Origin of the sequence: Solirubrobacter deserti, assembly GCF_027587175.1 — a bacterium.
GTDB classification, from domain to species: Bacteria; Actinomycetota; Thermoleophilia; order Solirubrobacterales; family Solirubrobacteraceae; genus Solirubrobacter; species Solirubrobacter deserti.
Genome location: NZ_JAPCID010000005.1, coordinates 176,504 through 200,859, shown reverse-complemented (window position 1 = coordinate 200,859; position 24,356 = coordinate 176,504). Strand labels below are relative to the sequence as shown.

Below are 24,356 nucleotides of genomic sequence, written 5' to 3'. Positions count from 1 at the left end.
TATGAAGCGGGTCGGCAGAGAGATCCGCGAAGCGATCCGCAAGCGGATCTGAGCCGCATCGGCGCCAGCCGATCGCGCTCACCGATCCGCCAGCGTACGTGTGACGATGGCCGCCCCGTCAACGCCGGACGGCAGCGTCCCGAACACGCGCCCGCCCTCGCCCAGCCGAGCGGCGCAGAACGCGTCGGAGACCGGCGCGGGCGCGTGCCGCACCAGCAGCGACGCCTGGAAGGCGAGCGCCAGCTCCTCGACGCCGCGCCGGGCGGTCCAGGGGTCCAGCGTCCGCGGAAGGCGGTCCAGGTGCGCGTCCAGCAGCGCGTTGCCGCCGCGGGCGAGCTCGCACTCGGCCACGAACGCGGCGAGCCCGTCCGGCTCGCGCGCGAGCGCCCGCAGCACGTCGAGCGCGATCACGTTGCCCGAGCCCTCCCAGATGCCGTTGAGCGGCGCGTCGCGCAGCAGCCGCGGCATCGGGGACTCCTCGACGTACCCGTTGCCGCCCAGGCACTCGAGCGCCTCGGCGGCGTGCGGCGTCGCGCGCTTGCAGATCCAGTACTTGGCGATCGCGGTGCCGAAGCGCCGGAACGCGGTGTCGCCGGAGTCGTAGGCGCGGGCGAGCCGCAGCGCGGTCACGGTCGCCGCCTCGGACTCCAGCGCCAGGTCCGCGAGCACGTTGATCATCGCGGGCTGGTCCACGAGCAGCGCGCCGAACGCGGACCGGTGCCGCGCGTGCCAGATCGCTTCGGCCACGCCGCGCCGCATCGACGCCGTCGACCCGATCACGCAGTCCAGCCGCGTGTGCGTGACCATCTCGATGATCGTCGCCACGCCGCGACCTTCCTCGCCCAGCAGCCGGGCGGCAGCGCCGCGGAACTCGACCTCGCTCGACGGCAGCGAGCGCGTGCCCAGCTTGTCCTTGAGCCGCTGGAACTCCATGCCGGCGCCGCGCTCGACCACGAAGCACGAGAGCCCGCCGGGCGCCTGCGCGAGCACCAGGAAGATCGTGCACGGCGGATACGAGCAGAACCACTTGTGGCCGTGCAGCTCATACCAGCCGTCGCCGACCGGGCGGGCCTCGGTGATGTTCGCGCGCACGTCCGAGCCGCCCTGCTTCTCGGTCATGGCCATGCCGGCCAGCTCGCCGGCGATCAGCCGCGGCTCCCACTCGGCGGCGATGACCGGGTCCACCCGCAGCGCGGGCACGGCCGAATACGTCATCGAGATCGGGCACATGACGCCCGCGTTGGCCTGCGTCCACATCAGCTCCAGCCCCGCGCGGGCGACGTGCGCGCCCGGCTGCGGGTCGGCCCACGGGAGCGCATGGATGCCGCGCGAGACCGCGCCGTCGAGCAGCCAGTGCCACGAGGGGTCGAGCTCGACCTGATCGATCCGCGCGCCGAACCGGTCGTGGGTGAGCAGCCGCGGCTCGTTGCGCTCCGCACGGCGCCCGTGGGCCTGCGCCTCGGCCGACATGGCGACCAGGCCCGCCTCGCGCACCCGCTCGATCGCCCAGCCCGCGCCCTCGCGCTCCAGCGCCTCCTGCAGTGCCGGATCGAGGAAGTCGACATCCTCGAACGGGACGGACTGGTTCATGCGAGCGAGCCTACTCCGGGCGGATCTTCTTGTAGCCGAGGGCGAAGTTGACGATCTGCTTCCACGCCGGCGCGGCGACCTGACCGCCGTAGATGTCCCCTTCGGGCTCGTCCACGATCACCGCGGCGAGTAGCTTCGGGTTGTTGGCGGGCGCGAAGCCGACGAACGAGGCGACGTAGAACTCCTCGGAGTACTTGCCGTTGATCGCCTTCTCGGCCGTGCCCGTCTTGCCCGCGGTGGTGTAGCCCTCGATGTGCGCGCCGGAGGCGGTGCCGCCCTCACCCGTCACGCCCTCGAGCATCTTGCGTACCGAGGCCGCCGTCGACTCGCGGAGGATCCGCTTGCCCGCGGGCTTCTTCGTCGGCGTGGTGCCGACCTTGTCGACGATGTGCGGCGCGCGCAGGATGCCGCCGTTGGCGATCGCGGCGTACGCGGCCATCATCTGCATCGGCGTGACGTTGATGCCCTGACCGATCGGCAGGTTGCCCATGGTCGCGCCGGAGTAGTCCTCGAGCGCGAGCACCTGGCCGCGCTCCTCGCCCGGCAGGTCGACGCCGGTCCGCTTGCCGAAGCCGAAGCGGTGGATCCAGCGGTCGAACGGCTTGGCGCCGCCGAGCGCGCGCGCGATCTTCACGGCGCCGATGTTGGACGAGTACTTGACGATCTCGCTGACCGTCATCGAGCCCATCCCGTGGTCCTCGGAGTCGCGCAGCTCACGGTCGGCATACATGAGCACCGACCCGATCGGGAAGCTCGTGTCCGGCGTGACCTTGCCCTCTTCCAGCGCGGCGGCGACGGTGAACGCCTTGAACGTGGAGCCCGGCTCGTAGTTGGTGCCGACGGCCCGGTTGACGTTGACCTCTTCGGGCGCCTTGTCGGGCTCGTTGGCGTTCACGCGCGGCCAGTTCGCGAGCGCGAGGATCGCGCCGCTGTGCGGGTCCATCACGATCGCGGTCGCGCCCTTGGGCTTCCACTTCTCACCGACCTCGGCCAGCACCTCCTCGGCCTGGTCCTGCAGGTCGGCCTCGAGCGTCAGCGTCACGTCCTTGCCGGGCTCGACCGGCTTGGTGTCGCGGATCTCGAGCGGCTCGCCCATGGCGTCCTTGACCATGCGGCGCTCGCCGTCGGTGCCGGCGAGCTGCTTGTCGAACGTGTACTCGAGTCCCCGCAGGCCGTTGCCGTCGGTGCCGACGTAGCCGAGCAGCTGCGACGCCATCCAGTCCCGCGGGTACTCGCGCCGGTAGCGCGGGATGAACTCCAGGCCGGGGATGCCGAGCTTGCGCGCCCTCTCGGCCCGGGTGGCCGGGATGCCGCGGCCGAGGTAGACGAACTGGGTGTCGCGGCGGGCGAGCGAGCTGAGGATCTTCGTCTCGTCGCGATCGATGATCGGGGCCAGCTCGGCCGCGACCTTCGTCGCGTCGTTGACGAGCCGCGGCGTCGCCGCGATGTCCATCGCCGGCTCGGACACGCCAAGGTCGATGCCGTTGGCGTCCTTGATCGACCCGCGCTGGGCGGGGATCGTGATGTCGTCCTCCTGCTGGACGGCGGCCGCGCGCTCGAGGTCGTCCGCGCGGACGACGCCGAGCCACGCGGCGCGGGTCGCGCCGATCGCGAGCAGGGCGAGGAAGACGGCGAAGATGAAGCCGATGCGCCGGTCGATCAGGTGCACGCGCTACCCCTGCGGCGCGACAGCCAGGCCGGTCGCGGGATCGACCGTGGGGACGGCGGTCGCCAGCGGCGTCGCGGTCGGGACCGGCGTCGCGGTCGCAACCGGCGTCGGCAGCGGCTCCACCGTGGCCGTGGGCGCGACCGCTGCGGTCGGCGTGGCCTGCGGCTGGGTCACCGGCGTCGTCAGAGTGCCGTTCTTGGCCGCGAGCAGCGAGTCCACGGTCGCCCCGGGGCCGGGCATCCAGCCGTCGTTGAGCATCACCATCTTCTGCTGGTCGCCCGGCGGCTTCATCCGATCGGCGGCGCGCTTGGCGTCCCGCTCCACGCCACGTGACTTCAGGTAGCGGTTGTCGCCCGCGGCCGGGTCCACCAGGCCCATGTCGGCCGCCTTGGTGCGGATCGACGCGGCGGACGTCATCTCGGCCAGCTGCGTCTGCAGCATCGCGTTCTTGCCCGCGTAGGTCTCCTGCGCCTGGTACGCGCGCGAGATGCCGGTGTTGAGCTTGAGCAGCGAGACCTGCATGGCCACGATGCCGCCGAGCATGATCCCGATCAGCCAGATCACCCCGCGCGAGCGCAGGATGCGGTCCACGATCCGGTTGTCCGGGATCCGCGCGATCCGCTCGAAGGCGGACGTGCGGCCACGCAGCTGCGGGCCGGCGGCGGTGGCGGGACGGCGGACGGGTCCGGAGACGCGGCGCGCATGGATGGGACGGGAGCGGGTGGCGGTACTAGGCAAGGCGCACCTCGGAGAGCTTGCGGGCGGCCCGGAGGCGAGCCGACTTCGAACGGGGATTGGCCGCGACCTCGCCCGGCGTGGCAACGACCGACCGACGGTGCACGAGCTCCGCCTCGGGGTTGTTGCCGCAGACGCACACGGGCAGGTCGGGCGGGCAGACGCAGCCGCGGGCCTTGTCGGCCAGGAAGCGCTTGACGCGGCGGTCTTCGAGTGAGTGGAAGGAGAGCGCGGCGAGGCGCCCGCCGATCTTGAGGACCTCCCACGCGCGCGGGAGCGCCTCTTCGAGCTGCTGGAGCTCGCCGTTGACGACGATCCGGATGGCCTGGAACGTGCGCTTGGCGGGATGCCCGCCGGCGAAGCGCGCGGGCGCAGGGATCGCCGCGGTGATGGCCTCGTTGAGGTCGAAGGTCGTGACGAGCTCCTGGCGGGCGCGGCGGCGGACGATCTCGCCCGCGATCCGGTCCGCGAAGCGCTCCTCGCCGTAGTCCTTGATCGCGCGCGCGAGCCGGCGGCGCTCCCACGTGTTGACGACCTCGCGCGCGGTCAGCTCCTGCTCGGGGTCCATGCGCATGTCCAGCGGGGCGTCGTAGGCGTAGGCGAACCCGCGCTCGCGCGTGTCGATCTGCATCGAGCTGACGCCGAGGTCCATGTAGACGAGGTCGGCTCTCAGGCCTTCGCCGATCAGCTGTTCGAGGCCGGAGGCGAAGTCGGCGCGGATGAAGCGCGTCTCGCACGGGACCTCTTGGGCGAGGGCGTTGAAGGTCGGCTCCGCGGTGGGGTCGCGGTCGATGGCGATGAGCGTGCCGGTCGGGCCGAGGCGCTCGGCGACCAGGCGGGCGTGGCCGCCCGCGCCGAGGGTGCAGTCGATCGCGATCTGGCCGGGGCGCGGGTCAAGCGCCTCGATCAGCTCGCCGGCGAGGACCGGGACGTGCGTCTGAGGCATGTCAAGAAGTGTGGCCAAGGGACTCGGTGAGCTCAGGCGCTCGTTGGGTGAGGTCGGTGTCGTAGTCCGCCCAGGCCGAGCGGTCCCAGATCTCGAGGCAGTCGCCGACGCCGGTGATCACGACCTCGCGGCCGATCCCCGCGTGCTCCAGGAAGCGCGGCGTCAGCATCACGCGCCCGGCGGAGTCGAGCTCCGTCTCCAAGGCGGTGCCGTAGAGCAGTCGCCGCGTCTCGCGCGCCTGCGCGGACAGCGGGTTCGTGAAGCCCGCGAGGGCTTGGTCCGCCATCGCCGAATACGTCGCTTTGGGATACAGGCTGATGACGTTCTCGATCGCACGTGAGAGGTACACGCCCTCGCTCAACGCCGCTCGGAACTTCGACGGAATCGTGAGCCGATTCTTCGTGTCGAGGTTGTGTTCGAAGGTGCCGGTGAAGGCCAAGGCGCATGGTGAGTCGTCGCGAAGCGTGGGAGGAGCTGGTCAGTCGATCCCGGGTGGCGGAGTGGGAGGAGCCCCGCCACCCGGGAACGGCTTCGCACGAAGGAAAGTACCCCACTTCGTCCCACTCTGCAACACAGAACCCGCACAACGTCCCACAATTCTCCCGAGCGATGTCAGAAAGTGCCGGTTTGCAGCCTCTTTTGTCTGACCCGGATTCGCCTCAAACCTGCACGGCTTGCTGCATCCGCGCGATCTGAACGCGGATTTGCGCTTCGGGGGGCGTTGTGGGGCGCTCCGTGGGGCGGAGTGGGAGGAAATGCGCCTCAGGCGCCGAGGGATGGCACGAGCGCCGCGGCGATCAGCAGCAGCACGGCCGGAACGAGCATCAGCGCGACCACGAGCTGGATCTTGGGCGCGGCCTTGGCGGCCTGTTCGCTCCGGCGGGCGGCTCGTTGGGAGCGCGCTTGCGTCGCCTGGGCGCTCAGCGTGGGTTGAAGTGGGGTGCCGTGGCGTTCGGCGCGGCGGAGCGCGGCGACGAACGGTGGGATGGTGTGGGACGGGCAACGCTGCTGCAGGTGATCGAGGGCGGCGTCGACCGGTTCGCCGAGCTGCGTGCGGGCGGCCAAGCGGGTGAGCTCGCGGGCGAGCGTGCCGGGATGGCGGCGGCCGACCTCCTCGAGCGCGCGGCGCGGGGCGAGGCCGGCGGCGATCGCGACGCGCACGAGGTCGAGCACGTCGGGCAGCTCGGCCTCGATCTCGGCTCGGCGCTGCCGGACGCGGCGCCTGAGGCCGACCTCGGGGAGGGCGAAGCCGGCGAGCGGGGCCGCGACGAGCAGCGCGAGGCCGAGCCGGCCGGGCGCGGCGGTGATGAGCGGAAGCGCCGTGAGCGTGGTGAGGATCGCCAGGCCCGCCTGGAGGGCGACGACCTCGTGTGTGTGGCGGTCGAGCCCGGCAGCCTGGATGCGGGCCGCGAGGCCGCTGCTCGGCTTGACGCCGGAGCGGGCGCCGAGCGTGGCGATCACGCGGGTGAGCGGGCGGCGCCGCGTGCGGGGCGCGAGGTCGGCGAGCGCGAACGTCGCCAGCGCGGCGGCAAGGCCGGCGAGCAGGCTCGTCATCGCGCGACGTTCCGGCTGATCCGGGCCATCGTGAGCAGCGCGACGAGCTGGAACGCGAGCGCGGCCGTGGTGAGCGCGACGGACACCGGGTTCGTGAGCAGGCTCTGCAGCAGGCCGGGCTTGGCCAGCTCGGCCAGGACCACGGCGCCGAGCGGGAGGACGAGCACGATCCGCGCCGTGAAGCGCGCCTGCGCGGTCGCCGCGATCGCATCCCGCTCCTGGCGCTGCGCGGTCTCGAGCGCGCCCGCGAGGTCCCGGAGGAGGTTCGGCAGGTCCCCGCCGGCGTCACGCTGCAGCAGGACGCCGGCGACGATCGCGTCCCATGCGGGCGCGTTCGCCTTGCGTCTGAGCCGCTCCAGGACGGTCTGCGTGTCCGCGCCGAGCGCGAGCGCCCGCGCGGCGCCGGCCAGCTCGTGCCCGCCGGGGCCGGGCACGGTGAGCGTCGCGAGCGCGCCGCGGATCGAGTGGCCCGCGGAGAGCGCGTCCGCCAGCGCGCGGGCGACGGCGGGCGCGCTCTGCTGCAGCGCGGCCCGGAAGCGGCGGCGGCGCGCGGTGACGAGCGCGGTGGCGAGGGCGGGCCCGCTGACGCCGGCGATGAGCGCGACGGGCACGCCGCCGAGAAGCCACCCGGCCGCCGCGAGCGTCCCGGCGGCGAGCACGGCGAGGCGCCGCCGTTCCGTGCTCGTCGGGCTCGCTCCCTCCGTGCCGGCGCGCACAAGCGGCGCGATCGCGCGTTCGAGCGCGGCCGCCACGCGCGTGCGCTCGACGGCCGCGAGCAGCTCCCACGCGCCGACGACGGCGAGCACGGCCGCGGCGAACGCGAGCCCGACCGCCATCACGCCCCCGCACGCGGTCCGCGCGGCGGCACGCCGGGATCGCCGCCCGCCCCCGTCCGCGGGCCGCGCGGCGCCTCAGCGCGGTCTTCTCCGGTGACCTCCAATCGCGCCGCGAGCCCGTCCGTCATCGCGGCGTGCCATCGCGGCGCGCCGTCGCGCCATGTGTACAGCTCACGGGCGGCCGGGCCGGAGGCGACGCGGACGACCTCGGCGACGCTCGTGATGCGGCGGGCGCCATCGGCCGTGCGCGCCTGGCAGACGACGAGGTCGAACGCGTCGGCGATCTGCTCGCGGACGGCCGCGTGCGGGAGGCCGACGTCGGCCATCAGCGCGAGCACCTCGATGCGGCGCAGCGCCTCGACGGGCGAGCCTGCGTGGACCGTGCTGAGCGAGCCGTCGTGGCCAGTGGACAGCGCGGTCAGCAGGTCGAGCGCTTCGGGGCCGCGCACCTCCCCGACGATGATGCGGTCCGGGCGCATGCGCAGCGCGTTGCGGACGAGCCGCCGGATCGTGACCTCGCCGCGCCCCTCGAGGTTCGGCGGACGCGCTTCCAGCCGGACCACGTGCGGCTGGCGCAGCCGCAGCTCGGCCGCGTCCTCGATCGTGACGACGCGTTCGTCCTCCCCCACGAAGCTCGAGAGCACGTTGAGCGTCGTGGTCTTGCCCGAGCCGGTGCCGCCACAGACCAACACGCTCGCGCGGGCGCGCACGACGCGCGCGAGGAAGTCGAGCAGGCCGCGGCCGAGCGTGCCGTTCTCGACCAGATCGTCGGGGCTCAGCCCGTGGCGGCGGAAGCGGCGGATCGTCAGCGCGGGACCGTCGAGCGCGAGCGGCGGGAGCACGACGTTGACGCGGCTGCCGTCCGGCAGGCGGGCGTCGCACAGCGGCTGGGACTCGTCCGCGCGGCGACCCAAGGGCGCGAGGATGCGCTCGATCGCGTCGCGCAGGTCGGCTTCGCGCTCGAAGCGCACGCCGGTGCGCTCGAGCCGCCCACGGCGCTCGACCCAGACCGGCGCGGTGCCGCTGACCATGATCTCGTCCACCGCCGGGTCCGCGAGCAGCGGCTCCAGCGGCCCGAGCCCGAACGCCCGCTGCGCGATCCGGGCGGCCAGCTCGCCGCGCCGGTCCTCGCTCAACACGCCGGCCTCGCGGTCGACCAGCGACCGGATGCGGCCGTTGAGGTCACCGTCCGCGTCAGCCGCTCCCGCGAGCAGCCGTTCGCGCAGGTCGCCGGCGAGTGCCTCGAGTGGGTCCATGCCGTCTCTAGGCCGCGCGTGCGGAAAACTCTCCCCCTCTGTCCCCAAACGCGCGAGCCGTCCGTCTGCCTGACATGAAATACGCACTGCTGATCTACGTCGACCCGCACGCGCACGACGGCAAGTCCGACGAGGAGCGCGCCGCGATCACGCGCGAGTACATGGCGATGTACGAGGACGCGCGGGTGAAGTCCGGCGCGCACCTGAAGGACGTCGACACCGCCACGGTCGTCCGCGACGACCTCACCACGGACGGCCCGTTCGCCGACACGAAGGAGATCTTCGGCGGCTTCTTCCTGATCGACGCCGAGGACCTCGACGCCGCGATCGAGATCGCCCGCCGGATCCCGGCGCAGCGGTTCGGCGGCGCGATCGAGGTCCGCCCGGTCCACGAGGAGTACGCGCGCTGATCGATGCCGTCTTCCGCACCGAGTGGGGTCGCGTCGTGGCCTCGCTCGTCGGCTTCCTCGGCGACTTCGACCGCGCCGAGGAAGCCGCGCAGGAGGCGTTCGCGATCGCGGCGGAGCGCTGGCCGCGCGACGGCCTGCCCAGCAACCCGGGCGCGTGGCTGACGACCACCGCGAAGCGCCGTGCGATCGACCGCATCCGCCGCGAGCAGGCCCACCCCGTGATCGAGCCGACCGAGCCCGCCGAGACGTCCTCGTTCCCGGACGAGCGCCTCGAGCTGATCTTCACCTGCTGTCATCCGGCGCTGGCGCTGGAGGCCCAGGTCGCGCTCACGCTGCGCGCGCTGGGCGGCCTGACGACGGAGGAGATCGCGCGGGCGTTCCTCGTCGCGCCGGAGACGATGAAGCGCCGGCTCTCGCGCGCCAAGCGCAAGATCCGCGACGCGGGCATCCCGTTCGCGGTCCCGCCCGACCATCTGCTGCCCGAGCGGCTCGCCGCGGTGCTCAAGGTCCTGTACCTGATCTTCAACGAGGGCTACGGCGGGCGCGGCGACCTCGCGGACTCCGCGATCTCGCTGTGCTCGGTACTGGCGGCGCTGATGCCCGACGAGGGTGACATCCACGGCCTGCTCGCCCTCATGCTCATCCACGACGCGCGCCGGGCGGCACGGTTCGACGGCGGGGAGCTGGTGCTCCTGGCCGACCAGGATCGCACGCGCTGGAACGCAGCCAAGCTGGCGTCGGGGCGGCGGGCGCTGCGCCGGGCGAGCGGGCCGTACGCCGTCCAGGCGGCGATCGCGTCGGCGCAGTGCGAGGACCCGATCGACTGGCCGCGCGTCGCGGAGCTCTACGCGCGGCTGCCGAGCTCGCCCGTGGTCGAGCTCAACCGCGCCGTCGCGATCGCCGAAGGCGGGGACGCGCAGCGCGCGCTGGACATCGTCGACGCGCTCGACCTCGACGGCTACCGCTACCTGCACTCCACGCGCGGCGAGCTCCTGCGCCGGCTCGGCCGGCGCGAAGAGGCGGCGCACGCGTACCGGCGCGCGCTCGAGCTCGATCCCTCCGACGCCGAGCGCCGCTTTCTCACGGGTAGGCTCGATGGCCTTCATGACCGATCCGCGCCGCATCGCCCGTGAGCTCTACGGGCTCGACGCCACCGCCGAGGCGCTTCCTGGCGAGCTGGACCTCAACTTCGCGCTGACCGCGAACGGCACGCGCTACGTGCTCAAGCTGCAGAACGGTGACCTCACGCTCGAGGACGCCGTGCTCGAGCACCTGCGTGACGAGCCCGCAGTGCCGCGCCTGGCGGGACCGACGCAGACGCTGGACGGGCGCACGGTGCGGCTGCTGAGCTGGCTCGAGGGCGAGCCGTGGGCGGCCCGGCCGGGCGATCGGGCCTCGTTGGGACGGACCGTCGCGCGCGTGGACCGGGCGCTGAGGGACTTCACGCACCCCGATCTGCACCGTCCGCACCGGTGGAACCTCAAGCATGTGGTCGACGGGCTCGACCACCTCCCCCACCAGCTCATCCACAATGACGCCAACGACTACAACGTGCTCGTCGGCGCGGACGGGCAGGTCTCCGGGCTGATCGACTTCGGCGACGTCGTGTTCACCGCGCGCGCGTGCGGGCTCGCGATCGCGGGCGCGTACGCGATGCTCGGCTGCGCCGATCCGGCGCGCGCGGTGACCGACGTCGTGCGCGGCTACCACGAGGTGACGCCGCTCTCCGTCGAGGAGCTCGAGGTGCTGTGGGAGCTGATGCTCGCGCGGCTGCGGATGAGCGTCGACATGGCGGCCAAGCAGTCCGCCGAGCAGCCGGACAATGCGTACCTGCTCGTCAGCCAGGGGCCCGTGACCGAGTTGCTGGCGCGGCTGGAGGGCGAAGACGGGGCGCTCGCGCACTTCCGCTTCCGCGACGCCTGCGGGTATGAGGCGTCGCCGAAGGCCCGCGCGGTGCGGCAGCGGCTCGCGCTCGCCGACCCGCATCCGGTGATGGACGGGGACCTGGCGTCCGCGCCGGTGCTCGACCTGAGCGAGGCGATGCCGCCGGTCGACGGGCTTGCGATCGGCCGCTACGACGAGCAGCGCGCGATCTACACCGCGCCCGAATTCCAGACGCCGGACGGGCGCTGGCGCACGCGGCACATGGCGATCGACCTCTTCGCCCCCGCCGGCGCGCCCGTGTACGCGCCGCTGGACGGGGTCGTCGAGCGGCGCGAGAACCGCAACCAGCTCGGCGACTACGGCGGGTTGCTGGTGATCCGCCATGACGATTTCTGGACGCTGCACGGGCACCTGGACCCCGAGTCGTTGGCGGACGGCGAGGTGCGCGCGGGCGACATGATCGCGCGGCTCGGCACGCCCGAGGTCAACGGCGGCTGGGAGCCGCACCTGCACCTGCAGCTGTTCACCGACCTGGTCGGCAACCTGGACGGCGTGGCGCTGCCCGAGGAGGCCGACCTGTTCCGCAGCGTCTGCCCGGACCCGAACCTGCTGATCGGCCGCCCGGGCGGCGTGGACGCCCGCGGGCCGCGGCCGGACATCGCCGCGCGCCGCCGGACCGTGATGAGCCGCGCGCTGTCGCTCGCGTACGCGGAGCCGCTGCACATCGTCCGGGGCGAGGGCGCGTACCTGTTCGACGCCGAAGGCCGGCGCTTCCTCGACCTGGTCAACAACGTCGCGCACGTCGGGCACTGCCACCCGCGCGTCGTGGAGGCGGGCGCGCGGCAGATGGCGCTGCTCAACACCAACACGCGCTATCTGCACGCGTCGGTGGTCGACTACGCGCGCCGGCTCGCGGCGACGCTTCCCGACCCGTTGCACGTGTGCTTCTTCGTGAACTCCGGCTCGGAGGCCAACGACCTGGCGCTGCGGCTCGCACGGGCGCACACCGGGCGCGACGAGGTGGCCGTGCTCGACCACGCCTACCACGGGCACCTGAGCTCGACGATCGAGCTGTCGCCGTACAAGGCGCCGCCGTCGCGGTCGCGGGTGACGCCGCTGTGGGAGCTGCCGGAAGTGGACCGCCCCGCGGCGTTCTTCGCGGAGCCGATTCTCGGCTGTGCGGGCCAGGTGGTCCCGCCTCCCGGCTATCTCGAGCGCGCGTTCGAGGTCGTGCGCGAGGCCGGCGGGTTGTGCGTGATCGACGAGGTCCAGACCGGGTTCGGCCGCGTCGGCGAGCACTTCTGGGCGTTCGAGCTGGGCGGCGTCGTGCCGGACATCGTCACGATGGGCAAGCCGATCGGCAACGGGCATCCGCTGGGCGCGGTCGTGACCACGCCGGAGGTCGCCGACTCGTTCCTGACGGGGATGGAGTACTTCAACACGTTCGGCGGCAACCCGGTGAGCGCGGGTATCGGGCTCGCGGTGCTGGACGTGATCGCCGACGAGCGGCTCCAAGCGCACGCGCGGGCGATGGGCGACCGGCTGCTCGCCGGGATGCCCCACGCGCGCGGGCACGGCCTGTTCCTCGGCGTTCAGCTCGATTCACGGGCCGAGGCGGCGCGCGTGAAGGAAGCCCTGAAGGCGCGCGGGATCCTGATCTCGACCGACGGGCCGAACGAGGACGTGCTGAAGATCAAGCCGCCGCTCGCGATCAGCGCCGAGGACTGCGACTTCTTCCTGAGCGCGCTAGCCGACGTGTTGTAGGCGGATCAGGGCGTCGGCGCGGTCGGCGGTCGTGGCGACCAGGTCCGCGTTGCGCTCGTCGCTGCGCAGCACCCACGCGCGCGCGTAGTCGGGCGTCTTGCCGAACTGGATGTGGCGCTGGATCAGCCGCTGGACGCGCAGCTCCTCGTCGGTGTCCACGTACCAGCACTCGTCCAGCAGCGGCTTGACCTCCGGCCACAGCAGCAGGTAGTTGCCCTCGGTGACGACGAGCGGAATGTCCTTGGGGACCGCGATCGCGCCCGCGATCGGCTCCTCGATCTCGCGCCGGAACTCGGGCGCGTAGACGACCGCTTCGTCGCTTCTGAGGCGGGTGAGCAGCGCGGCGTACCCGGCGGCGTCGAACGTATCCGGCGCGCCCATCCGGTCCCGTCGCCCGAGCCGCACCAGCTCGGACTGCGCGAGGTGGAATCCGTCCATCGGCACGAGCCGCGCGCGCTCGCCGAGCGCGGCCACGACGGCGCGCGCGACGGTCGACTTCCCGCCCCCGGGCTTGCCCGCGATGCCGAGGATGCGGCGCCTGCCGCCGTCGGCGAGCGCGCGCGCCCGGGCGAACAGCTCCTGCTCGGTCGTGAACACCACGGCGCGAGACCTTAGAGCCCATCGCCCACCGTCAGCGGCTGGGTGGTGCGCGTGTCGCCCGGGACGCGGCTCAGGAGCTGCACGTCGCGCGCGTACGAGCCGGCCGCGACGAGATAGACCGCGTCGGTCACCGGCACCCGCAGCGTCGCGCTCGTGCGCGGCCCGCCGCCCTCCTGCTTGGGCGGCGCGGGCTTGGCCGCGAGCACCTCGACGTCCTGCAGCGCGAGCCGCGTCTCCTTCTCCGTCGAGACCACGACGTCCACGCGTGTGCCCGCGACCACCGAGCCCGTCGCCACGATCTCCACCGCCCGCTCGCCGCGCTCGACCGGCGACTCCGGCGGCGCACGCTCGATCAGCTCGGCGGTCACCGCGCCGCCCCGCGGCACCGGCACGGCGAGCTTCTGCCCGGCGAGCCCGGCCGCGAACACCGGCTCGCCCGCGGGCGCGTACCGCGCCGGCACGTTCCGTACGCCGAGGTCCGCGAGCTGCACCGTCCGCCCGGCGGGCAGGTCCCGCCGCGCGACGACCACCTCGACGGTCGGCCCGAGCTGCTCGCGCAGCGCCGCCTCCCGCCGCGACATGTGCGTCGCGGCGAGGGCGCCGAGCACGAGCGCGAGCGCGAGCAGGACCGTCGCGCGCCGGCGGCGGGTCACGAGTCCGCCGCGACGATCGCGGGATGGGCCGGCGCGGCGAGGTCCCGCGGAACGGGCGCGTCGGCGGCGCGCGCGGGCGGAGCGGCGGGGTCGTCTCGGCCGGGCGCGGCGAGGTCATGCGAGACGGGCGCGGCGAGGTCGCGCGGACTCCTCGCGGGGCTGGACATCGCCAGCGGTGCCCGGCGCCGGCGGGCGTGACTCGCCGTGGGCAGCTCGATCGTGAGCGTCGGGCCGTCGGCGGTGAGGCGTCCGCCGTGGCGGTGGGCGATGCTGGCCGCGATCGCGAGGCCGTGGCCACGGCGGCCGTGGCGCAGGCGGGCCGTGCCGGTCAGCACGACGAGCGGCGCCGGCAGGCCAGGGCCGTCGTCGCTGACCTCGACGCGCACGGTCTCGCGGCTCGCGCGGACCCGGACGCGGACCTCACCCGCACCGTGCTCGGCCGCGTTGCCGACGAGGTTCGCGCATGCCTGGGCGAGCCGGAGCGGGTCGGCGAGCACGGTCGCGGGCGCGCGCGGGTCGCCGCCGTCGATCGCGAACGGGAGCACGACGACCGGCGGCTCGACGCGTAGGGTCGTCCCGTGCGCGGCAGCCAGCGCGCACCACGCGGGCTCGTACTCGGCGACCAGCGCCGCGACGTCCACGCGCTCCTCGCCCGCACCGCCCACCTCTCCCCGGCGCGCGGCGACGAGATCGTCCAAGGCGCGGCACGCCCGTCGCAGCTCGAGCTCGATCGCGGCGAGCCGTGCGGGCTCGCCCGACAGCCCGTGCAGCCCCAGTCGAACGGCCGACAGCGGCCCGCGGATCTCGTGGCTCGCGCGGGCGACGAGCATGAGCCGCAGGTGGGCGCGGAACAGGAAGGCGGCGAGCGCCGCGACGAGGAGCCAGGAGACGATCGACATGCCCCTTCTAGGGCGGCGCCGAGAAACTTCTCCCCACCTCGACGGGTGTGACGCGGACAGCGTTGCGGCCGCCGCGCTTGGCGGCGTACAGCGCGCGGTCGGCGGCGTCGACCAGGCCGTGCTCGGCCGTCTTCACCGTCCCCGCCGCGACGCCCGCGCTGATCGTGAGCTCGACCGGTCCGCCGCCGCCGGCGATCGCGGCGCGCACGCGCTCGGCGAACTCGCAGGCGCCCTCGACGCCGGTGCCGGGGAGGACGACGAGGAACTCCTCGCCGCCCACGCGGGCGGTGATGTCGGCGCCGCGGGTCTCGCGCATCAGCGTCTCGGCGACCCATTTCAGGACGCGATCGCCCACGTCGTGGCCGTGGACGTCATTGATGCGCTTGAAGTGGTCGATGTCGAACATCACTACGGCGAGCGACGTGCCCTCGCGCACGGCTCGTGCGGACTCGGTGTCCAGCCGCTCGCCGAACGCGCGCCGGTTCCACAGGCCGGTCAGCGGGTCCACGCGCGCCTCGGTCGACAGCTGCGCCACGAGCCGCTCGTTGCGCGCCGCGAGTACGCGCACGACCACGGCCACGACGCTTACCGAGACCACGACGTCGGCCCAGCGGTCCGCGCTCGCCATGCCGTCGGGCATCGCCGCCAGCGCGACGCCGTGGACGATCCCGACCCACGCCACGATCGCCACGGTCGCGCGCGTGCCGTAGAAGGACGCGACCCAGATCACGGGCCAGCAGTAGATGATCGCCGCATCGGAGTACCCGCGCGTGGTCGCGACCGCGAGCGCGACCAGCGCCGCCCCGACCGGCCCGAACGCGTACACGACCCAGCGCGGGAGCCGGCGCCCGAACAGCGTCAGCAGCGCGGCGATCGCCAGCGCCGACAGCCCCGCCGCGGGCGAGAACTCCGGACCCTCGGGAAGCAGGGACTCGATGGCGCCGACCACGCCCGCGGCGGCGAAGATCGCCGCGGCGCTGTAGACGAGCGCCGGCTCAGCCCGGCGCGGCACCGTCTCCCCCGGTTCGCCACACGCGGCCGAGCAGCGGCGAGAGCTCGTCCGCGGGTCGGGGGCGAGAAAGGTGGTACCCCTGCCCGACATCGCAGCCGCTCGCGGTGAGCTGGGCGAGCTGGCCTTCGGTCTCGATCCCCTCGCCGACCGTGCGCAACCCCAGCGCGGACGCCATCTTGGTCATCGCCTCGAGCAGCGCCCGGGGGCGCGGCGCGCCGTCCAGCGCGGCGACGAACGCGCGGTCGAGCTTGAGCACGTCCAGCGGGAACCGGCTCAGGTAGCTGAGCGCGGAATAGCCCGTGCCGAAGTCGTCGAGCGCGACGCGCACGCCGACCGCGCGCAGCTCGTTCATCGCGAGTTCGTAGGCCGGGCGATCGTCGAGCAGGACGCGCTCGGTGATCTCCAGCGTGAGCGCGTCCGCGGGCAGCCCGCACCCGTCGCAGATCGCCGCCACCCGCTGAGGGAAGGCTGGGCTGCGCAGCTGGATCGGCGCCACGTTCACCGACACGGTCAGATGCTCCTCCGTCGCACGCCACAGCGCCAGGTCGCACGCCGCGCGTTCCAGCACCCATTCGCCGATCGGCATGATCGTCCCGGTGCGTTCGGCGACCGGGATGAACTCATCCGGCCGCACGGCTCCGAGCTCGGGGTGCTTCCAGCGCAGCAGCGCCTCGAACCCCAGCAGCCGCCCCGCGCGCAGGTCGACCAGCGGCTGGTAGACGACCAACAGCTCGTCACGCTCCTCGACGCCGACCAGCGCCTGCTGCAGGCGCAGCCGCCGCGTCGCGCGCGCCCGCCGCTGCGGGTCCGCCCGCCCGGCGGTCTCGGGCGCACCGCCCTTGCGACAGGCGAGCGCGTCCAGCGCCGCGTCGATCAAGTCGTCGGTCGCGACGACGGTGTTCGCGGTGGCCACGCTCAACGTCGCCGACACCGGCACGGTGTGCCCGTTGGCCTCGAACGGCGCGTGCGTGAGCGCCGCGCGCAGCCGGGAGACGACCTGCGCCGCTTCGCGCTCGTCCTCGAGCGAGTCGCACAGCACGAGGAACTCGTCGCTGCCGAGCCGACACGCCGCGTCCCCGTTGCCCAGCGCCGACGAGAGCCGTGCCGCGACCGCGGTCAGCAGCGCGTCTCCCGTCGCATGACCGAGTGCCTCATTGACCAGCCGGAACCCGTCGAGGTCGATCGCGACCACCCCGCAGGCCCGCTCGGCCCGCGCCGCCCGCGCCACCCCGCGCGTGACCAGCTCCCCGAACAGCGCCCGCCCGGCAAGCCCCGTCAGCCGGTCATGAAGCGCTTGAGCCCCCGCACGGCGCGCTTCGAGCAGTTCCACCGCGAGCGCGGCGAGGTCCTCGAGGATGCGGACGTCGTCGGGGGTCCACTGGTGCGGGACCTTGTCGATCGCGCAGAACGCACCCAGGGTCTCGCCGCCCGACAACGTGAGCGGCACTCCGGCGTACGCCGCGACGTCGATGTCGCGCGCCGCGAGCTGCGCCTGCGGCAGCGGCGACTGCTGGGTATCCGGAATCACCAGCGGCGCCTGGCGCTCCACGACGTGCCGGCAGCACGAGTGCGAGATCGGCGTCTGACGTTCGGCGTCGAGCAGGCCGCTCAGGCCGGTCGCCCCCGCGAAGTACTGGCGCGTCGTCTCGACCAGCGACACCAGCGACATCGGCACGCCGAGCAGCTCGCCGGCGAGCCTCGTGAGCCGCTCGAGCGCCGGGTCCGGCTCCGCGTCCACCAGAGCCACGTCGCGCACTGCGCCGAGGCGAGTTCCTTCATCGACGACGACGTCCTGCACCCTCCCCCACGTACCCAAGAGCAGACCTCACGCAATCGCTTCAGGAAGCCGGACCGTCAACCAAGCGATAACCGACGCCCCACACGTTCACGACGAACTCGTCGCCCTGCTCGCGCAGCTTCTGGCGCAGCCGGCACGCGTGGGAATCGAGCGTCCGGGTGGACCCCGCGGCCCGGAAGCCCCACACGTCCCGCAGCAGCTCGTCCTTGGTGAACACGCGCGTCGGCGCCGAGGCGAGCATCCGCAGCAGCGCGAACTCCTTGGCCGAGAGCTCGAGCCGCCGGCCGCGCACCGACGCGGCCCGCCCCGCCGGGTCGAGCTCGAGCGACCCCACGCGCATCGTCCCGAGCTGCACCCGCGTGCGCGCGCGCCGCAGCACCGCCGCGATCCGCAGCCGCAGCTCCGCGTAGGAGAACGGCTTGACGACGTAGTCGTCGGCCCCGCGCTCGAGCCCACGCAGGCGGTCGAGCTCCTCGGCGGCGCCGGAGAGCATCACGATCGGCAGCGACGGATCGAGCCGGGACGCCACCCCGTCCGCCCCACGCACGCGCCGGAGGAGGTCCAGCCCGGACCCGTCGGGTAGGTGCACGTCGAACACCGCGAGGTCCGGGCGTTCGCGCTCGAGCGCCTGCAGCGCCTCCTCGAAGCACTCGGTGACGATCAGCTCGTAGCCGTCGGCGCTCAGGTTGTCGGCGAGGAACACCCGGATCACCGGGTCGTCCTCGACCAGCAGCAGCGTGCACGTGACCTCGTCCATGTCCCCCATAGGGGACCGCGGCGAAAACTATGCGGGCGAGCGGACCGTGAGCCGCACGGAGGCGGGCTTGCGCGTCTTGCAGCGCGAGATCGTCTTGCCGTTCTGGCGTACCTCGGCGGTGCCGCTGACCGTGCCGACGACGACGTCGCGCTCGGTGAAGCGCCCGCTGAACTCCCACCGGAAGTGTCCGGTGCGACCCGACACGCCGCCGACGTTGCGGGACACGCCCGTGAGCGTGTCCTCGAAGCGGCCGTCGCGGACGCGGACCTCGGGCTTGGCGGCGACGTTGGAGGACCACAGCTCGCTGAGCCCGCCCCCGGTGCACTTGCCATGGAAGCCGAGGGCGACGGTGAGCCGGGTGCCGTCCTGGGCGTCGGTCTGGACGAACATCTTCTGCGCGCGCGGAAACTTGATCTCGCCCTGCAGGTGCAAGCCGGCGCGCGGTTCGGCGGCGATCGCCGTCCCCGCGGCCGAGAGCACGAGGGCTGCGCTGAGTATTGCGAGGCGACGGACAGCCATTCCCTGACCCTAGCCAGTTTTCACAACTAGAACACGGTGCATTGCTGACAGCCTGGCGGAACGCCGAGGCCCGCTGCGCCGGTACACTCGCGCAGATGGGCCGTACCGCCCGCCGCACCGAGGCCTCTGAGTGCCGCCAGTGCCTGACGTACTGCGATCGGGTGATCGCTCCCGCCACCTGCGTGGCGGCGGGATGTCCTTCGCTGTATCGCTACACGGAGCCCGTGTCGGGCATCCGCTACATGGGCTGCGCGCAGAAGGTGTTCGCCACCGACATCGACGTCGCGCTGTTCGAGGAGGCGGAGCGGGCCAGGGGCTACGGCGCGCTCAAGTTGGCGCGTGAGCCGCTGCCGCAGTGCGCGTTCTCGATCGAGAAGGCGCACGAGCGCCCGCCCGGCGAGGAGTGGGTGTGCCGGAACCGGCGTTTCGCCGACTTCCCCGACACCGCGGACGGGGCGGTCCGCGCGTTCGATCTCCGACACGGGCTGAGCGCGGCGTGAAAGATCCAGTTCAACGGCAGACTCGGGGCAGGAACCGCGCATAAGATGCAGACGCCCCACGGGGCACCTCTCCTATGGATCAGATTCGCCGCGGCAACTACGACTCCGGCCAGGACTACGTCCTGGAGTACGGAGACCTTCGCTTCACGTTCAACGAGCGTGACTTCTCCGAGCGCGTCGAGCAGGCCGCGCGCAAACTCGGCTTCGTCGGGCGCCCGCTCGAGGAGACCGAGCTCGAGGATCTCGTCAACCTGACCGTGAGCGGGGAGGTCGTCAATCCCGCCTCCGGCCTCGGCGAGCACGTCAACGACTGCTGGCCGGACCTCGTCGGCCCGGCCGACCGGTCACTCGTGCACTGGCTGCGCCGCCTCGTCTTCCGCTCCGCCTGGCTGGACCAGCGCGTCAAGGAAGGCGAGCTCGACGTGGTCTTCAACGACGCCACGCACACGTTCGGCTACGTCCAGCCCGAGCGCGATCGAGAGCCGATCGAGCTCTCGCCCGAGCCGAGCTGGCGCCGCGTGGCGTACGGGCCGCGGCGCTGACCGTGCGCGGGACGCGGCGCCCAGCGTGACCCGGCGCGGCGTGACGCGGCGCGTGGGCCGCGGCCGGAGCCGCGGCCCTCACACGTCGGTCTAGGAGTCGCTGCCCGCGGCCGGCTTCTTCGCGCGCGAGCGCGCGGCCGGCTTCTTCTTCGCCGCCGCGGCCTTCTTGGCCGCCGGCTTCTTCTTAGCCGTTGCCTTCGCCTTGGCCTTGGGCTTTGCGGCGGCCGGCTCCGCGGCGACGGCCTCGACCTCCGCCGCGGCGGCGGCGACGGGCTCCGAGGCGGTCTCGGCGGCCGGCTTCGGCTTGGCCTTGGCCTTCGCCTTCGGCTTGGCCTTCCCCTTGGGCTTGGGCTTCGCCTCCGGCTCCGGCTCCGGCGCGACCTCTTCCACGACCGGCGGGACGAACTCGCCGCCCGCGACCGCGGCGCGGATCGCCTCCACGCCGGCCTCGCCGACGAGCAGGTCCGCGCGCAGGACGCCGGACTCGGCGAGAGCGAGCGCCGGGAACGTGCCGAGCGCCGCGGCCGCGGCGTCGAGCGCGATCACGGTCGTCTCGCCGCCGACCGGCGCGAGCGAGGTGGCGATCACGGTCAGCGAGCCACCGCCGGACAGGTTGCGGCCGGCGGCCAGCGCGCGCCGGGCGGCGTTCGCGGGTAGGTACTCGAAGCCGTCGATCAGCACGACCGCGTCCCCGCCCCGCGCAGCCACGCGACGCCCGGTCTCGACCGCCTGCTCGACGGCCTGGGCCTGCGCGTCGCTGGAGGCGGCGAACGTCAGCGCCGCGCTCGGCGTCACGGGCCAGTCGGCGATCTCCTCCGGCAGCACGCCGGCGAGCACGGCGCTCACCTCGAGGTCCTGCTTGGCGGCCAGTGCGACCGCGAGCCGGCGCAACAGCTCGCTCTTGCCCGAGCGCGCCGCGCCCGCGATGACCACGCGCGAGCCCTTGCCGAACGGCGTCAGCCACTGGACGGCGTTGACGGCCGCGTCTTCGGCGCCGAGCGCGATCCGCTCCTCCGGCCACGCCACCGGGAGCTCCTCGAAGCGCGTGCCCTCGGCGACCTCGTCGGCCGGGCGGCCGTTGATGGTGTCCACGCGCACGAGCGACGCGAAGCGCTCGGAGCGGCGGGCGGGGCGCACCGGGCCGCTGATCTTGTCGCCCGAGACGAGCTCGCAGCGCTTGACCTGGGCGGCGGAGATGTAGATGTCGCCTTCGGACTCCTCGTCCTCGGACAGGCGCAGGAAGCCGGAGCCGTTCGCGAGCAGCTCGACCGTGCCGGTGGCGATCTTGTCCTCGCCGCCGCCACCACGGGTCTCGGCCACCGGCTCCTCGTCGCGGTCGCGGTCACGATCGCGGCCGGAGTCGCCTTCGTCCTCGTCGCGGCGCCGGCCCCGGCCCCCGCGGCGGCCACGGCGCGAGCGCTTGGGCGCTTCGTCCTCGTCGCCGCCGCCGACGGCGACGGGCTCCTCGGCGGCCGCTTCCCCACCCTGGCGGGCGAGGATCGCGTCGACGAGGTCGGGCTTGCGCAAGCGGCGGAAGCCGTCGACGCCGAGCTCGTTGGCGAGCAGGTGCAGGTCGGCCAGCGGGCTCTGCTCCAGCGCGGAGCGGTCCAGGACAGTGGGCATTCGTTCTCCTCGAATCGGTAGGCGTCCGGCCGCGTTGTCGTCAGCGGCCGGCGATGGGAGCGGGGGGCGGCGCCCCACCGGTCGATTACGCGGCTCAGCCTAGCGAGAGATGCGAGGGAACACCGTCGGGATAGCGCTCCGGCGTCAGGCCCTCGAGCGGCCCCAACTCACGCTCCCCGGCCAGCACGGCCCGCACCGCGAAGAAGTCCCGCACGCCCGCGACGTCGTGCACGCGCAGGATCGAGGCACCCTGCTCGACGCCGTACGCCAGCGCCGCCAGCGTCCCCGGGTCGCGCTCCGCGGGCGGGCGCCCCGTCACGGCGCCGATGAAGTCCTTGCGCGAGGCCGCGAGCAGGATCGGGCGGCCCAACGCGGCGACGGCGTCCAGCCGGCGCAGCACCGCGACGGTCTGCGCGGGGGTCTTGGCGAAGTCCGGCCCCGGGTCGAGCACCAGTTGCTCCTCCCCCACGCCCGCGGCTCGCGCGACCGCGACGCGCTCCGTCAGAAACGCGACGACGTCGTTCACCACGTCGTCATAGGTGGCGGGATCGAGCAGCGTGCCCTTGGGCGCGACCGCCGTGTGCATCACGACCAACCCCGCACCGGTGCGCGCGCACACCTCGGCCAGCCGCACGTCGCGCAACCCGGAGACGTCGTTGACGATCGCCGCGCCGGCGGCCACAGCCGCCTCCGCGACCTCCGGCTTGTACGTGTCGACCGAGATCAGCGCCTCGTCCGCGAGCGCCGCGACCAACCCGCACACCCGCTCGATCTCCTCCTGGACCGACACCGCCGGCCGGTCGCCGCGCGCGGACTCCCCGCCGACGTCGAGCAGGTCCGCACCCGCCGCGATCAGCGCGCGGCCCCGCCGCACCCGTGCGCTCAGCGGCTCCTCCCCGCGCTCCTCCGAGAATGAGTCCGGGGTCGCGTTGAGGATGCCCATCAGCAGCGGGCGCGCGCCGAGCTCGAGCCGGTGCGTGCCCGCCCGCAGGATCACGACTTCTTGATCCGCAGCCTGACCTGCTTGCGGGTCACGTTCCCGGCCTTGTCGACGGCCGCGACCTTGAGCCGGTACGTGCCGCGCTTGTAGCGGTGACGGGTCGTGCGGCTCTCGGACTTGGCCGACTTGTCGCCGTAGTCGACGGTGATGTGGTCCAGGCCCGACCCGCCCGCGTCCCGCGCCGTCACGCTGATCTTGAGGTTCTGCCCCGCGACCCGCTTGCCGCTGACCTTCACCTGCAGCGTCGGCGCGGTCGCGTCGATGCGCAGCGTGCGCACGCGGCTGCGGCTGACCTGGCCGCGGATGTCGACCGCCTCGACCTGCCACGTGTGCTTGCCGGTCGCCAGCGGCACGCGCGGCGTGAAGGTGTCCACGGACGTCTCGCCGGCCACGGCGCCGTCGATCAGCACGCGGAAGCGCTGCGCGCCCCACAGCTCCAAGCCGGGCCGCCAGCGCAGCTGCGGCCGGGTCTGGCGCTTGTAGGTCGTGGTCTCCTCGATGAACGGCGTGCCCGGCTCGCGGTCGTAGACCGCGGTGCTCAGCGTGTAGTTGCCAGGCGTCCCCTGGACCATCGCCACCGCCATGTCGCCGAGGCGGTCGCCGCCGATGAACACGCCGGGGTCGGCCACCGGACCCAGGCCCGGAGCGGAGATCGTGGCCTCCGGCCCGAACGCCGTCGCCGTGTCGTCCTTGTAGCGCGCGCGGGCGAGATCGCTCGTGCGCCACACGACGCCGAGGTCGCCGCGATCGGACGACGCGACCTCCGGCTTGGAGGTGAACGCGCTCGGACCACCGAGACCGACCGGCGGCGTGAAGTGGTCCTTGGTGAGCCAGGAGCCGATCACCTGCTCGTTCCCGGCGCCCTGCGTGACGCCGACACCGACGCCGTCCCCGTTGATGTCCACCTTCGGCATGGACGTCGCGTTGCCGCCGTCGATGAACTCCGGCGCCTCGAACTGCGAGCCGACGAGCCGGCGCCCGAGCGTCCGCGACACCCCGTTGATGTCCTGCCGGAACACGACCCACGCGAACGAGCCGTCCTCCTCGATGTCGATGTCGGGCGAGTCGGCGTGGCCGTGCTCGGGCAGGTTGAGCACCTGCGGCACGGCCGACAGCGTCAGGCCGGTGAGGCGGCGTGACCACACACGCGTCGCGCCGGCGGGAGCGTCGCCCCACGTGACGACCGCGTACCCCTCGGCGCTGACCGCGACCCGCGGACGCAGCGCGCCCTTGCCGGCGACCAGCCCCGGCTCGACGTCCAGCGGCTGCTCGACCAGCGCCCACGTCGTGTCCTGCAGGCGCGCGGCGCGCACGTCGCCGCCCTGCTCCCAGGTGACATAGGCCGCGCCGTTGATGCCGATGTCGAGGTCGATCGAGCGCGCGTCCGGGCCGCCGAGCGCGACCGGACCGGCGAACGCGCCGGGCTCCGGCGTCCCGCCGGGCGCGACGTTGGCGTACACGTGGCCGTCCGCCACCCACGCGACCACGAGCCGGTTGCCCTCGCTGGCCGCGGCCAACACCTCGGTCGCCTCGCCCGTGGTCGGGTCCACGCGCTCGGCGCCGCGCCAGCTGCCGCCGACCATGCGGTTGACGAACGCGTGCGTCACGCCACCGTCCTTGCGCAGGTACGCGACCGCGCCGACGCCATCACGCGCGAGATCGACGTTGCCCACCGAGACGATGTCGGGGCTCGGGCCCTCGAGCGCCACGGCGGGCAGCCAGGCCGCCTGCGCGGCGGTGGGAAACAACAACAGGACGATCAGCGGGACGAGAAAACGCACAACGGCTCCGGGTCGATGGGCTCCGCCG

At 73.4% G+C, this 24,356-nt stretch carries 23 protein-coding genes; 5 read left to right on the top strand and 18 right to left on the bottom strand.

Annotated features, from left to right (window positions below; genetic code table 11):
* Window positions 1-78: 78 nt before the first annotated feature.
* The 8 genes from OJ962_RS04250 to OJ962_RS04215 form a co-directional block, all read right to left on the bottom strand.
* Window positions 79-1,590, bottom strand: a complete 1,512-nt coding sequence (locus OJ962_RS04250; RefSeq protein WP_202952301.1) for an acyl-CoA dehydrogenase family protein — start codon at window positions 1,588-1,590, stop codon at window positions 79-81.
* A gap of 10 nt (window positions 1,591-1,600) precedes the next feature.
* Entirely contained in the window at window positions 1,601-3,259 is a 1,659-nt protein-coding gene (locus tag OJ962_RS04245) for a peptidoglycan D,D-transpeptidase FtsI family protein (RefSeq protein ID WP_202952300.1), read from the bottom strand.
* Between the two features lie 3 nt (window positions 3,260-3,262).
* Window positions 3,263-3,997, bottom strand: a complete 735-nt coding sequence (locus OJ962_RS04240; RefSeq protein ID WP_202952299.1) for a hypothetical protein — start codon at window positions 3,995-3,997, stop codon at window positions 3,263-3,265.
* The gene (gene rsmH, locus OJ962_RS04235) at window positions 3,990-4,940 is read right to left on the bottom strand and encodes a 16S rRNA (cytosine(1402)-N(4))-methyltransferase RsmH (protein ID WP_202952298.1); all 951 of its coding nucleotides are present in this window, start codon (window positions 4,938-4,940) and stop codon (window positions 3,990-3,992) included. The genes OJ962_RS04240 and rsmH overlap by 8 nt, the downstream gene beginning before the upstream one ends.
* Before the next feature lies 1 nt (window position 4,941).
* Complete coding sequence (mraZ, locus tag OJ962_RS04230) at window positions 4,942-5,379, bottom strand: division/cell wall cluster transcriptional repressor MraZ (RefSeq protein ID WP_202952297.1); 438 nt, start codon at window positions 5,377-5,379, stop codon at window positions 4,942-4,944.
* A gap of 323 nt (window positions 5,380-5,702) precedes the next feature.
* On the bottom strand, window positions 5,703-6,494 hold the full coding sequence (locus OJ962_RS04225; RefSeq protein ID WP_202952296.1) for a type II secretion system F family protein: 792 nt from the start codon (window positions 6,492-6,494) through the stop codon (window positions 5,703-5,705).
* Entirely contained in the window at window positions 6,491-7,330 is an 840-nt protein-coding gene (locus OJ962_RS04220) for a type II secretion system F family protein (RefSeq protein WP_202952295.1), read from the bottom strand. The genes OJ962_RS04225 and OJ962_RS04220 overlap by 4 nt, the downstream gene beginning before the upstream one ends.
* Window positions 7,330-8,586 (bottom strand): CpaF family protein, encoded by a 1,257-nt coding sequence (locus OJ962_RS04215; RefSeq protein WP_202952294.1) that lies wholly within the window; start codon window positions 8,584-8,586, stop codon window positions 7,330-7,332. Before OJ962_RS04215 ends, OJ962_RS04220 begins: the two co-directional genes overlap by 1 nt.
* A gap of 74 nt (window positions 8,587-8,660) precedes the next feature.
* Between OJ962_RS04215 and OJ962_RS04210 the strand changes: the two genes are divergently transcribed.
* The 3 genes from OJ962_RS04210 to OJ962_RS04200 are packed head-to-tail and all read left to right on the top strand — an operon-like array spanning window position 8,661 to window position 12,644.
* Window positions 8,661-8,996: a YciI family protein gene (locus OJ962_RS04210; protein ID WP_202952293.1), complete on the top strand. Its 336-nt coding sequence runs from the start codon at window positions 8,661-8,663 to the stop codon at window positions 8,994-8,996.
* Window positions 8,993-10,129 (top strand): RNA polymerase sigma factor, encoded by a 1,137-nt coding sequence (locus tag OJ962_RS04205; RefSeq protein WP_202953337.1) that lies wholly within the window; start codon window positions 8,993-8,995, stop codon window positions 10,127-10,129. The genes OJ962_RS04210 and OJ962_RS04205 overlap by 4 nt, the downstream gene beginning before the upstream one ends.
* A complete protein-coding gene (locus tag OJ962_RS04200) occupies window positions 10,101-12,644 on the top strand; it encodes an aminotransferase class III-fold pyridoxal phosphate-dependent enzyme (RefSeq protein WP_202952292.1) in 2,544 nt (847 codons plus the stop codon). The genes OJ962_RS04205 and OJ962_RS04200 overlap by 29 nt, the downstream gene beginning before the upstream one ends.
* Here OJ962_RS04200 and OJ962_RS04195 read toward each other — a convergent pair.
* From OJ962_RS04195 to OJ962_RS04165, 7 genes are all read right to left on the bottom strand, one after another.
* On the bottom strand, window positions 12,627-13,244 hold the full coding sequence (locus OJ962_RS04195; RefSeq protein ID WP_202952291.1) for a nucleoside/nucleotide kinase family protein: 618 nt from the start codon (window positions 13,242-13,244) through the stop codon (window positions 12,627-12,629). The two genes, OJ962_RS04200 and OJ962_RS04195, sit on opposite strands and share 18 nt — an antisense overlap.
* Window positions 13,245-13,255: 11 nt before the next feature.
* Entirely contained in the window at window positions 13,256-13,897 is a 642-nt protein-coding gene (locus tag OJ962_RS04190; protein WP_202952290.1) for an SAF domain-containing protein, read from the bottom strand.
* Window positions 13,894-14,796, bottom strand: a complete 903-nt coding sequence (locus tag OJ962_RS04185) for a sensor histidine kinase (protein WP_202952289.1) — start codon at window positions 14,794-14,796, stop codon at window positions 13,894-13,896. Before OJ962_RS04185 ends, OJ962_RS04190 begins: the two co-directional genes overlap by 4 nt.
* Before the next feature lie 7 nt (window positions 14,797-14,803).
* A complete protein-coding gene (locus OJ962_RS04180) occupies window positions 14,804-15,808 on the bottom strand; it encodes a GGDEF domain-containing protein (RefSeq protein ID WP_202952288.1) in 1,005 nt (334 codons plus the stop codon).
* Window positions 15,792-17,564: a putative bifunctional diguanylate cyclase/phosphodiesterase gene (locus OJ962_RS04175; RefSeq protein ID WP_270006201.1), complete on the bottom strand. Its 1,773-nt coding sequence runs from the start codon at window positions 17,562-17,564 to the stop codon at window positions 15,792-15,794. The genes OJ962_RS04180 and OJ962_RS04175 overlap by 17 nt, the downstream gene beginning before the upstream one ends.
* 82 nt (window positions 17,565-17,646) lie before the next feature.
* Entirely contained in the window at window positions 17,647-18,363 is a 717-nt protein-coding gene (locus tag OJ962_RS04170) for a response regulator transcription factor (protein ID WP_202952286.1), read from the bottom strand.
* A 27-nt stretch (window positions 18,364-18,390) separates the two neighbouring features.
* Window positions 18,391-18,882, bottom strand: coding sequence for a hypothetical protein (locus OJ962_RS04165; protein ID WP_202952285.1), 492 nt, complete (start codon window positions 18,880-18,882; stop codon window positions 18,391-18,393).
* Between the two features lie 95 nt (window positions 18,883-18,977).
* On the opposite strand from OJ962_RS04165, the gene OJ962_RS04160 reads away from it, so the two are divergent.
* Window positions 18,978-19,382: a hypothetical protein gene (locus tag OJ962_RS04160; protein ID WP_202952284.1), complete on the top strand. Its 405-nt coding sequence runs from the start codon at window positions 18,978-18,980 to the stop codon at window positions 19,380-19,382.
* A 74-nt stretch (window positions 19,383-19,456) separates the two neighbouring features.
* Window positions 19,457-19,924: a hypothetical protein gene (locus OJ962_RS04155; RefSeq protein WP_202952283.1), complete on the top strand. Its 468-nt coding sequence runs from the start codon at window positions 19,457-19,459 to the stop codon at window positions 19,922-19,924.
* 90 nt (window positions 19,925-20,014) lie between these two features.
* Here OJ962_RS04155 and OJ962_RS04150 read toward each other — a convergent pair whose 3' ends face one another.
* The 3 genes from OJ962_RS04150 to OJ962_RS04140 form a co-directional block, all read right to left on the bottom strand.
* Window positions 20,015-21,547, bottom strand: coding sequence for a Rho termination factor N-terminal domain-containing protein (locus OJ962_RS04150; protein WP_202952282.1), 1,533 nt, complete (start codon window positions 21,545-21,547; stop codon window positions 20,015-20,017).
* Between the two features lie 94 nt (window positions 21,548-21,641).
* Window positions 21,642-22,544, bottom strand: a complete 903-nt coding sequence (folP, locus tag OJ962_RS04145; protein WP_270006200.1) for a dihydropteroate synthase — start codon at window positions 22,542-22,544, stop codon at window positions 21,642-21,644.
* A complete protein-coding gene (locus OJ962_RS04140) occupies window positions 22,541-24,328 on the bottom strand; it encodes a hypothetical protein (protein ID WP_238930944.1) in 1,788 nt (595 codons plus the stop codon). The genes folP and OJ962_RS04140 overlap by 4 nt, the downstream gene beginning before the upstream one ends.
* Window positions 24,329-24,356 lie beyond the last annotated feature (28 nt).

Bases quoted from the DNA above. Each gene is read 5' to 3' on its own strand.
- OJ962_RS04250 (WP_202952301.1), bottom strand. From the start codon at position 1,590: ATGAACCAGTCCGTCCCGTTCGAGGATGTCGACTTCCTCGATCCGGCA.
- rsmH (WP_202952298.1), bottom strand. From the start codon at position 4,940: ATGCCTCAGACGCACGTCCCGGTCCTCGCCGGCGAGCTGATCGAGGCG.
- OJ962_RS04225 (WP_202952296.1), bottom strand. From the start codon at position 6,494: ATGACGAGCCTGCTCGCCGGCCTTGCCGCCGCGCTGGCGACGTTCGCG.
- OJ962_RS04220 (WP_202952295.1), bottom strand. From the start codon at position 7,330: ATGGCGGTCGGGCTCGCGTTCGCCGCGGCCGTGCTCGCCGTCGTCGGC.
- OJ962_RS04215 (WP_202952294.1), bottom strand. From the start codon at position 8,586: ATGGACCCACTCGAGGCACTCGCCGGCGACCTGCGCGAACGGCTGCTC.
- OJ962_RS04210 (WP_202952293.1), top strand. From the start codon at position 8,661: ATGAAATACGCACTGCTGATCTACGTCGACCCGCACGCGCACGACGGC.
- OJ962_RS04200 (WP_202952292.1), top strand. From the start codon at position 10,101: ATGACCGATCCGCGCCGCATCGCCCGTGAGCTCTACGGGCTCGACGCC.
- OJ962_RS04185 (WP_202952289.1), bottom strand. From the start codon at position 14,796: ATGTCGATCGTCTCCTGGCTCCTCGTCGCGGCGCTCGCCGCCTTCCTG.
- OJ962_RS04170 (WP_202952286.1), bottom strand. From the start codon at position 18,363: ATGGACGAGGTCACGTGCACGCTGCTGCTGGTCGAGGACGACCCGGTG.
- OJ962_RS04165 (WP_202952285.1), bottom strand. From the start codon at position 18,882: ATGGCTGTCCGTCGCCTCGCAATACTCAGCGCAGCCCTCGTGCTCTCG.
- OJ962_RS04160 (WP_202952284.1), top strand. From the start codon at position 18,978: ATGGGCCGTACCGCCCGCCGCACCGAGGCCTCTGAGTGCCGCCAGTGC.
- OJ962_RS04155 (WP_202952283.1), top strand. From the start codon at position 19,457: ATGGATCAGATTCGCCGCGGCAACTACGACTCCGGCCAGGACTACGTC.
- OJ962_RS04150 (WP_202952282.1), bottom strand. From the start codon at position 21,547: ATGCCCACTGTCCTGGACCGCTCCGCGCTGGAGCAGAGCCCGCTGGCC.